The organism is Acinetobacter brisouii (assembly GCF_008993995.1).
GTDB classification, from domain to species: Bacteria; Pseudomonadota; Gammaproteobacteria; order Pseudomonadales; family Moraxellaceae; genus Acinetobacter; species Acinetobacter brisouii_A.
Window position 1 is genome coordinate 24,232 of sequence record NZ_BKNN01000037.1, and the last position, 6,724, is coordinate 30,955.

6 protein-coding genes are annotated in these 6,724 nt (G+C 43.7%); 2 read left to right on the forward strand and 4 right to left on the reverse strand.

The annotated features are described in order from the left end of the window. Positions 1-34: 34 nt before the first annotated feature. From GBN19_RS10030 to GBN19_RS10045, 4 genes are all read right to left on the reverse strand, one after another. Entirely contained in the window at positions 35-772 is a 738-nt protein-coding gene (locus GBN19_RS10030; RefSeq protein ID WP_151778039.1) for a dienelactone hydrolase family protein, read from the reverse strand. A gap of 226 nt (positions 773-998) precedes the next feature. After that, positions 999-2,156 (reverse strand): methionine aminotransferase, encoded by a 1,158-nt coding sequence (locus tag GBN19_RS10035; RefSeq protein WP_151778040.1) that lies wholly within the window; start codon positions 2,154-2,156, stop codon positions 999-1,001. Positions 2,157-2,180: 24 nt separating this feature from the next. Beyond that, complete coding sequence (locus GBN19_RS10040; RefSeq protein ID WP_151778041.1) at positions 2,181-3,494, reverse strand: DUF445 domain-containing protein; 1,314 nt, start codon at positions 3,492-3,494, stop codon at positions 2,181-2,183. Between the two features lie 23 nt (positions 3,495-3,517). After that, positions 3,518-4,063 carry a CC0125/CC1285 family lipoprotein gene (locus GBN19_RS10045; protein ID WP_151709957.1) on the reverse strand — a complete coding sequence of 182 codons (546 nt, stop codon included), beginning with the start codon at positions 4,061-4,063 and terminating at the stop codon, positions 3,518-3,520. A 510-nt stretch (positions 4,064-4,573) separates the two neighbouring features. Here GBN19_RS10045 and gshA point away from each other — a divergent pair. Further along, on the forward strand, positions 4,574-6,151 hold the full coding sequence (gene gshA, locus GBN19_RS10050; RefSeq protein WP_151778042.1) for a glutamate--cysteine ligase: 1,578 nt from the start codon (positions 4,574-4,576) through the stop codon (positions 6,149-6,151). A gap of 21 nt (positions 6,152-6,172) precedes the next feature. After that, positions 6,173-6,667 carry a disulfide bond formation protein B gene (locus tag GBN19_RS10055; protein ID WP_151709955.1) on the forward strand — a complete coding sequence of 165 codons (495 nt, stop codon included), beginning with the start codon at positions 6,173-6,175 and terminating at the stop codon, positions 6,665-6,667. Positions 6,668-6,724 lie beyond the last annotated feature (57 nt).

Here is a 6,724-nt window from a genome sequence, read left to right on the forward strand (position 1 = left end):
TTCCTACTTGTTCTAACAATTCAATAAAATCGGTTTAAGCACGTAGATCACGTGCCAGCAGTTGGTACATAGCATCGAGACCTGCACGTTCAGCTTCTGGGTTATAGCCCAAATCAATGCCGTTGGCTTTGGCACGAACATCGGCAAGCGGGTTGCTAAAGCCATGTTTGGCGTTGGCTAAAATCATCACTTCATGCTTCACATCGGCAGCTTGCATTTCCTGTTTGAAGCTTTCGACATTGTCTAAAGTCACCATGCTGTCGAGTTCGCCGTGCAGCACCAAAACTTCAGCTTTGATCTTGCCTTTTTCGGCAGGTGTCGCCGTGGACAAATTGCCGTGGAACGTGGCAACGGCTTTCACTTCTGCACCTGAACGTGCCAAATCTAAAACGACTTTGCCACCGAAACAGAAACCAATCGCTGCCAAACGTTGTACATCTACTTCGGGTTGTGCTGCAAGCGTGGCAAGTGCCGCAGTGGCTCGTTCAACAATGGTATTGGGCTGCTGGAATGTTTCCATCATCCATTCATTGGCTTGGCTGGCTTGTTCAGTGGTTTGTTTGTCACCGTACATATCAATCGCAAATGCCGCATAGCCATGTTCCGCCAATTCTTGAGCGCGTTGCATGACATAATCATTGCGTCCCCACCATTCTGGTGCAACCAATACGGCAGGTAGAGGTGTGTCAGATTGTGGTGCAGCAAAAAAGCCGATTAAGGTCTTACCATCTGGAGCTGTATATTGAATTTCACGTGTAATGATTGCGCTCATGATCGACATAATCCTTATGAATAAAAGATGTGTTTCACTATAACTGAATCGATTTTGATTAAAGCATAGATTTTTGTTGTCGGGTGAAAATTCTCCAAAATTGTTGAAAAATACCGTTTTACATGCACCGTTTTAGTTCAATTATTTATTCTTAATCAGTAAATTAGTTCTTATTTTTTGAAATGCCTGCACTTCAATAGCGAGGGGCAGGCAGTAGCAGAAATCTTTAATTCACTTGAGCCAAAATCTCGCAGGCCTGTTGCAGCGTTTCGGTTTTTTTAGCGAAGCAAAAGCGTAACAAACGCAAGTCTTTGGGTGGTTGGGCATAGAACACAGAAATTGGAATGGCAACGATTTTATGGGTCTGTGCCAACCATTGGCACATCTCGACATCGTTCAGGTCAGGGCGAATCTGACTGTAGTCGACATTTTGAAAATAAGTGCCCTGAGTCGGCTTAAAGATAAACTTGGATTGAGCCAAACCTATATTAAACAAATCACGTTTTTGTTGATAAAAATTGGCGAGCTGCTGGATATGCTCAGGATGCTGCTGCATAAAATTGCTGAGCGCCACTTGGCAAGGCGTGTTCCCGCAGAAACTGGCAAACTGATACACCTGACGGAATAAACGCATGAACTCAGGTGCAGCAATACAATAGCCCGTTTTCCAGCCTGTGACATGAAAGGTCTTGCCAAACGAACCAACCACAAGGCTACGCTGGCGCAGTTCAGGAAATGACAATGCCGAATAATGGCGCTGACCGTCATAAATCAGGTGTTCATAGACTTCGTCGGAAAGCACCACAATATTATGCTGTTTGATCAATTCAATTAGAGTCAGCCAGTCCTGTTTTGACCAAATCGCACCACTTGGATTGTGTGGTGTATTGACAATAATCATGCGGGTACGTGAGTTGATGCTGTCTTTGACCTGTTGCCAGTCCACCTGAAAATCAGGTGCGAGCAGGGGAATCCGTACGCTTACGCCTTGAGTCAATTCCACCGCAGGCGCGTAGCTGTCATAACTCGGATCAAAAATAATCACTTCATCGCCTGCGTGAATCAGGGCTTGAATGGCACAGTACAGTGCAATGGTTGCCCCTGAGGTCATGGTGACTTCTTGAGGGATGTCGAGTTGCACTTGATCGCGCTGTAAAAACTGCTGTGCGACTTGCTCACGCAGTGGCATCCAGCCATCACCCGCAGCATATTGATTAAAACCATTTCGAGTGGCTTCAACCAAGCAATCAAGTAGCGCTTCAGGTGCAGCAAAGTCTGGAAAACCTTGCGACAGATTAAGAGCATTGAGTTGTTGAGCCAGTGCCGACATTTGGCTAAAAATGGTGACACCTTGGGCAGGGAGTTTGGACGGGAATGACAACATGAATTTTTTCTCTAATTTTTGAGGTTAAATCAGGTATTCAACCGCTGCGCGAATGATCCCCAAGCATAACCCAATAAATGCACCAACGATCACGCCATTGACCCGAATCATATGCAAATCGCCACCGACTTCATTTTCAATCTTGCCGATCATTTCCGAAGAATCCCATTCATGAATGCGCTGGCTAATAAAGCGAATGACTTTGTTGCTGTATTGGTCACTGAGCTGAATCGCGAGTTGACTTAAGCGTTGATTGAGAATTTCACGAACTTTGTCATTTTCCATGAGGTTCTGTCCGACCAGCTCAATGGCAGCGCGTAGGTTTTGGGCAATCCCTGATTGTTCTTTTTGTAAATCTTGTTTGATGGCATTGCATAAAATCACCACCGCACCACTAATGAAGTTCAACATTTGTGGGCTATCGAGTAGGGCGTTTTTGGTGGCATTCAGGCGCAGACTGGCATGACTTTCTGGGTCACGCAGTTCCAGCATCAAGGTTTGGGCATAGTTTTCGACATATTGGCGCCACGGATGTTCAGGATCGGCCAACATGGCTTCGACTTTCTCGACCAAGCTGTCAATCATGCGTTGTTGTACGTCAATGCCAATCCAGTTGAAACCTTTGGCAATTTTCCAAACACCGAGTTCCTGAAAAATTCGCTGGGTCAGCTCACGAGTCTGTTCAGGATGAAATGTCACCCAGTCATGTGCTAAATCCAGACCATGCTGTAACAAGTCTTGATGAAAGTCATTGTCCAAAACTGCACGTAACATTTCACTGGCTAAGTTGTTGATTTGAGTGCTGCGTACCCATTGCACACTGTTACTTTGAATAAATCCTGCAATTTGTTCTTGCCCAACAAAGTCCAGCACTTGTGGCAGGCTTTGCTGCATCAGTTGCGTGACTTGACCGTTATTTTGTGGATTTGCGAGCCAACGCCCAACGCTCAAACTTAAATCAGTTTGTTTGAGGCTACGTTCCACGACTTCAGGCGATAAAAAATTCTCTTGGACAAAGCGTCCCATTGACTCGGCAATTCGGGCTTTATTGCGCGGAATAATTTCAGTGTGGTCGAGCAGGAAACGTGGAATAGGCATCTTTCCAAATGGGTTACGAAATAGCACGGTAATCGCATACCAGTCCGCCAAACCACCCACCACGCCTGCTTCTGCACCCAACATTAAAATATGAATCAGCCAAGCATAATCAGGTAAGAATTTTGCCAACACCATTAAGATCAACCACGCCACAATGGCCATGACCAGTGCAATGCCTGCAAAGCGTTTACTGCGTTGTAAACTGGTCAATGTTGAGCTTGTTGGCGTGGCTAGACTCATGTTTGATTCCTAATAGGGTGAGATTAATGAGGCTGTGGTGGTGCAGGTGACAATACTTCACCTGTGGCACTGACCCCATATTTTTGTCCAATTGATTTTAAAATCAGAGTGGCATCAAAGGCATCACTTGGGACATTTTTCTGATCTTTATAACATTCAATTGTATAGGACACTTCGACAGGGTCAATGGTCACGACTTGAGGCATGTTGTATAGCGGATCATAAAAGCGAGGGCTACGAAAACCATAGGGATAGAACATTGGATCAGGATAGACCACAGCCTTGCGTGGTGGTTGTTGGGTACGGTTGCTCGGGTCATTCAAGACTTTAAAATAACGGAAACCATTCTTCACGGTAACTTGAGCCGCTTTCACCAAGGTAATTTCTTCGGCTGTGCCATAGCTTAAGTTTGACGTTGCTTTAAAGCCAACACGATAGGTTTGGCTGTTCAGCGGATAACTTGAGAATTGTCCGAGTTGCTCAAAACTTCGAGGTTGACTCGGCAGGGTACTACAGGCAGATAGTCCAAGCACAAGACTAAAGCCCAGACATGGAATCAATTTATGCATCTTGCTACTCCAAATTCTAAGATTTATTAAAAATTGTTAATGATCAATGCATTATGAAAATGCGACTTGTGGTTCTGCTGTAGTGACCCGATATCCATCACCATGAAGAGCATAGCGAAGAGAGTCAATGGAGATTTTGTTGTAATACAACCACATCATCTTCAGCCATGATTGTGAATTGATGATGAATAATAAGTATGTAAATCAATCTATTAAATATCTTTTACTGTTGATTAATAGATTGATTTTAAATATTTTTATGGGTAAATGGGAAAGATATTGCCATGACTCAGTCTTATCTCAACTCAAATTCGCTATTTTCGTTTTTGTGAAGTATTGAGCATTATTTTGCAATACAATTCATATTTTTGATGTATCTATATGATGGTTTATCGGTACAATTTTGAGCGGTGCTATTCGTGATAATTATTTCATACCGATTGTCATAATCATCAGTATAATTTGTCCGTTTGATCTGAATAATCATTTTAATTCGAGTGAGTAAAGAACATGAGTCAACCCAATGCCGTTTCTCAAACTATTGTGCCAAGTTGGGTAGACGCATCTGTAGTCACGGGAATGTTGCGAGGAATTGAGCGTGAAACTTTACGTATGCAGCACGATGGCTATTTGTCACAACAACCGCATCCTGCTGCTTTGGGTTCAGCCTTAACCCATCCGCACATTACCACCGATTATTCCGAAGCATTATTAGAATTTATTACGCCTCCACAGCACAATATTGCGGCTGCACTAAATTATTTAAGCGATATTCATCATGTTGCCGATCAGCATTTACCTGAGGGTGAAAAACTTTGGCCAATGTCAATGCCATGTATGCTCGATCAAGATGAAGAACAGATTCCTTTAGCAGAGTATGGCTCATCCAATATTGGGCGTTTCAAAACCTTGTATCGTAAGGGATTGGGGGGGCGTTATGGTCGCCGTATGCAAACCATTGCAGGGGTTCATTACAACGTCTCATTTCCTGATCAGTTGTTTGAACGCTTGCAGCAGCATGAACAAGATCCAGCCTTAAAAGCGTTAAGCCTTCAAGATTATCGCAGTCATCGCTATTTTGGTTTGATTCGGAATTTTATTCGCCTGACCCCAATGGTGATGTATTTATTGGGCGCGAGTCCAACGGTCTGTAAAACCTTCTTGATTGGACGTGAACATAAACTTCAGCCCTTGATCGGTGGGACATTACATTTGCCGTATGCGACTGCACTACGTATGGGGCGTCATGGTTATCAAAACTCGGCACAAAAACAGCTAGGCATTCATTACAATAACTTAACAGGCTATTTGCAGGGCTTACAAGCCGCAGTGAAAACGCCTTATCCTGCATTTAGTGAATTGGGTCTGGATGATGCTCAAGGTGAGCCCATTCAGATTAATGACCACATTTTACAAATTGAAAATGAGTACTACAGTTTAGTGCGCCCAAAACAAGTCCCACAAGGCAATGAAACGCCGTCGGAAGCTTTGGAAAAACGGGGTGTCGCGTATATTGAACTGCGCGCGGTCGATGTTAATCCGTATAGTGAAATTGGGATTGAAAGCTCAAGTGCAGCATTCTTGGAAAGTTTGGCTTTGTACTGTCTGTTACAAGACAGTCCTGAAATCTCTGTTGAAGAACAAGAGCTGATTGAGAAAAATCAAGCGGAAGTTGTGGAACGTGGGCGTGCTGAAAATGCCACTATTCAAAGCTTAAGCAGCAGCTATGCTATTGCAGACTGGTTGCAGTTGCATTTAGATGCAATGCGTCCTGTTGCAACGTTGTTGGATGAGATGGAACAGACCCAATTATATGCTGATGCACTAACTCTTATGCAGCAACGCATTGATGACCCACAAACCACACTGTCAGCTCAAGTCATTCGAGATATGTTGCAGGCAGGCGGAACGTGGCGTTTAGGAAGCCAGTTGGCTGAACAGCATACCCAAACTTATCAAGATTATGATTTAACTGCTGAAAAGCAAGCATACTTTGAGACACTGGTTGAGGCTTCTTTAAAACAGCAACAACAACTTGAACAGACTTCACAACCTACATTTACAGAATATTTGGCGAACTTCCGCTAAGGCAAAATAAGGGGAATCCATTTGCGCTTGAGTTATCGTCTAGTCAATGCCGCACTGGTATTGATCGCCATTGTCGGCATGTCATTTGCACTTTATTTAGAACATGTTACGGGTTTAGAACCATGCCCATTGTGTATTTTTCAGCGTTTAGGTCTGATGGCAATGGGCTTTATTGCCCTGATTGCATTGATTCACAATCCAGCCTCTCATGCCGTTAAGCGAGTTTATGCATTCTTGGCAGGCTTAGGTATGTTGTGGTCGATTGGCGTTGCAGCCCGTCAAATCTGGTTGCAACACTTACCTGCAGATCAAGTCCCGAGTTGTGGTCCAGGCTTAAACTATTTGGTCGATGTTTTGCCGATGAAAGAAGTTTTGGCAGAGGTACTTTCAGGTTCAGGTGAATGTGCCAAAATCGACTGGACATTCTTGGGACAGCCACTTTCAGTATGGTCATGTCTATTTTTTTCATGCTTACTGATTGTCTGTATTTGGCAAATGCTACGTCGTTATCGCTAAAAAATAGCAAAATGTGTTAAAAAACGATCAAACAGTTTTGATCGTTTTTTTATATCA